General features: G+C 54.8%; 1 tRNA gene and 2 rRNA genes (1 of these 3 only partly in view). All 3 read left to right on the forward strand.

Annotation, left to right across the window (positions count from 1 at the left end):
- Positions 1-2,593, forward strand: a 23S ribosomal RNA gene (locus tag ASE50_RS03565); it begins 223 nt to the left of the window's first position.
- A gap of 101 nt (positions 2,594-2,694) precedes the next feature.
- A 5S ribosomal RNA gene (rrf, locus tag ASE50_RS03570) occupies positions 2,695-2,809 on the forward strand.
- A 73-nt stretch (positions 2,810-2,882) separates the two neighbouring features.
- Positions 2,883-2,959, forward strand: a tRNA-Met gene (locus tag ASE50_RS03575).
- The last annotated feature ends 55 nt before the right edge of the window (positions 2,960-3,014 follow it).

The following is a 3,014-nucleotide window of genomic DNA, read 5'->3' on the forward strand; positions in this document are numbered from 1 at the left end:
GAATACATAGGTTTCGAGAAGCGAACCCGGCGAACTGAAACATCTCAGTACCCGGAGGAAAAGACATCAACCGAGATTCCGTTAGTAGTGGCGAGCGAACGCGGACCAGGCCAGTGCCTGACATTCAACTAGCAGAACAGCGTGGAAAAGCTGACCATAGCGGGTGACAGTCCCGTATGCGAAAGTGATGTGTCAGGACTCGAGTAGGGCGGAACACGTGTAATTCTGTCTGAACATGGGGGGACCACCCTCCAAGCCTAAATACTCGTACATGACCGATAGCGAACTAGTACCGTGAGGGAAAGGTGAAAAGCACCCCGATGAGGGGAGTGAAACAGTACCTGAAACGGATTGCCTACAAGCAGTTGGAGCCCTTTTATGGGGTGACAGCGTACCTCTTGCATAATGGGTCTGTGACTTAATCTGTCAAGCAAGCTTAAGCCGTTAGGTGTAGGCGCAGCGAAAGCGAGTCTGAATAGGGCGACATAGTTTGACGGATTAGACCCGAAACCCGGCGATCTAGGCATGACCAGGATGAAGGTGGGGTAACACCCACTGGAGGTCCGAACCGATTAACGTTGAAAAGTTACCGGATGAGTTGTGTTTAGGGGTGAAAGGCCAATCAAGCCGGGAAATAGCTGGTTCTCCGCGAAAACTATTGAGGTAGTGCCTCGGATGGACACCTTATGGGGTAGAGCACTGGATGGTTGCGGGGGTCGCGAGATCTACCAATACTAACCAAACTCCGAATACATAAGAGTGATATCCGGGAGACAGACGGCGGGTGCTAAGGTCCGTCGTCAAAAGGGAAACAGCCCTGACCTACAGCTAAGGTCCCCAAGTCGTGTCTAAGTGGGAAAGCATGTGGGAATCCCAAAACAACCAGGAGGTTGGCTTAGAAGCAGCCATCCTTTAAAGAAAGCGTAACAGCTCACTGGTCTAAACAAGGGTTCCTGCGGCGAAGATGTAACGGGGCTCAAGACACGCACCGAAGCTTAGGGTGTGGATTTAACTCCACGCGGTAGCGGAGCGTTCCGTACGCCTGTGAAGCGATCTGGTAATGGGTCGTGGAGGTATCGGAAGTGCGAATGCAGACATGAGTAGCGATAAAGAGGGTGAGATGCCCTCTCGCCGAAAGACCAAGGGTTCCTGCGCAAGGCTAATCCGCGCAGGGTGAGCCGGCCCCTAAGACGAGCCCGAAGGGGGTAGTCGATGGGAACCACGTTAATATTCGTGGGCCTGGTGGTGTGTGACGGATGGCGTGTGTTGTCGGATCTTATCGGATTGATCCGGCTTCGAAGCTGTCCCGGGAAATAGCCCCACCGTATAGACCGTACCCGAAACCGACACAGGTGGTCAGGTAGAGTATACCAAGGCGCTTGAGAGAAGTGTCCTGAAGGAACTCGGCAAATTGCCTCCGTACCTTCGGAAGAAGGAGGCCCCAACTAAGCGCAAGCTCTGTTGGGGGGCACAGGCCAGGGGGTAGCGACTGTTTAGCAAAAACACAGGGCTCTGCTAAGTCGGCTTCAAGACGACGTATAGGGCCTGACGCCTGCCCGGTGCCTGAAGGTTAAGTGGAGGGGTGCAAGCTCTGAAATGAAGCCCAGGTAAACGGCGGCCGTAACTATAACGGTCCTAAGGTAGCGAAATTCCTTGTCGGGTAAGTTCCGACCTGCACGAATGGCGTAACGACTTCCCCACTGTCTCCAGGACATGCTCAGCGAAATTGAATTCTCCGTGAAGATGCGGAGTACCCGCGGTTAGACGGAAAGACCCCGTGCACCTTTACTGCAGCTTCAGAGTGGCATTAGGAAAGAACTGTGTAGCATAGGTGGGAGGCTTTGAAGCGTCGGCGCCAGCTGACGTGGAGCCATAGGTGAAATACCACCCTGTTGTTTTCTGATGTCTAACCTGCGCCCATGAAACTGGGCGAGGGACCCTCTGTGGCGGGTAGTTTGACTGGGGCGGTCGCCTCCTAAAGAGTAACGGAGGCGCGCGAAGGTTGGCTCAGGACGGTTGGAAACCGTCTGTTAGAGTGCAATGGCATAAGCCAGCCTGACTGCGAGACTGACAAGTCGAGCAGAGACGAAAGTCGGTCATAGTGATCCGGTGGTCCCTCGTGGAAGGGCCATCGCTCAACGGATAAAAGGTACGCCGGGGATAACAGGCTGATAACCCCCAAGAGCTCATATCGACGGGGTTGTTTGGCACCTCGATGTCGGCTCATCACATCCTGGGGCTGGAGCAGGTCCCAAGGGTTTGGCTGTTCGCCAATTAAAGTGGTACGTGAGCTGGGTTCAGAACGTCGCGAGACAGTTTGGTCCCTATCTGCCGTGGGCGTCGAAATTTGAGAGGAGTTGCCCCTAGTACGAGAGGACCGGGGTGAACATACCTCTGGTGTACCTGTCGTCGTGCCAACGGCGCAGCAGGGTAGCTATGTATGGACGGGATAACCGCTGAAAGCATCTAAGCGGGAAGCCTCCCTCAAGATAAGATTTCTTAGGACGGTCGGAGACCACGACCTCGATAGATCGGATGTGGAAGCGCGGTAACGCGTGAAGCTAACCGATACTAATTGTCCTATTCACGCTACGAGAGTTCACACCCCCAACGTCAGCACTGGATGCCGACGGGCGGCGTGGTTGAAACCCTCAGCCTTACATCGATTTGAAAAACCGTGCACCGCCTTCATTGCCTGGTGGCTATAGCGTCTGTGAACCACCCGATCCCATCCCGAACTCGGCCGTGAAACCAGCCTGCGCCAATGGTACTATCGCTCAAGCGATGGAAGAGTAGGTCGTCGCCAGGCATTGAAGCCGGTGCACACAAACCATTCACAATCTCAAACACACCCCTTCCGCCCACTCGGGCGACCAAGGTGTCGCGGGGTGGAGCAGCCCGGTAGCTCGTCAGGCTCATAACCTGAAGGTCACAGGTTCAAATCCTGTCCCCGCAACCATACCAAACATACCGACAGCCCCGTCTCAACAAAGACGGGGCTGTCGGGCGTTCCA

The sequence above is a fragment of the Sphingomonas sp. Leaf5 genome, assembly GCF_001421155.1.
Lineage (GTDB): Bacteria > Pseudomonadota > Alphaproteobacteria > Sphingomonadales > Sphingomonadaceae > Sphingomonas.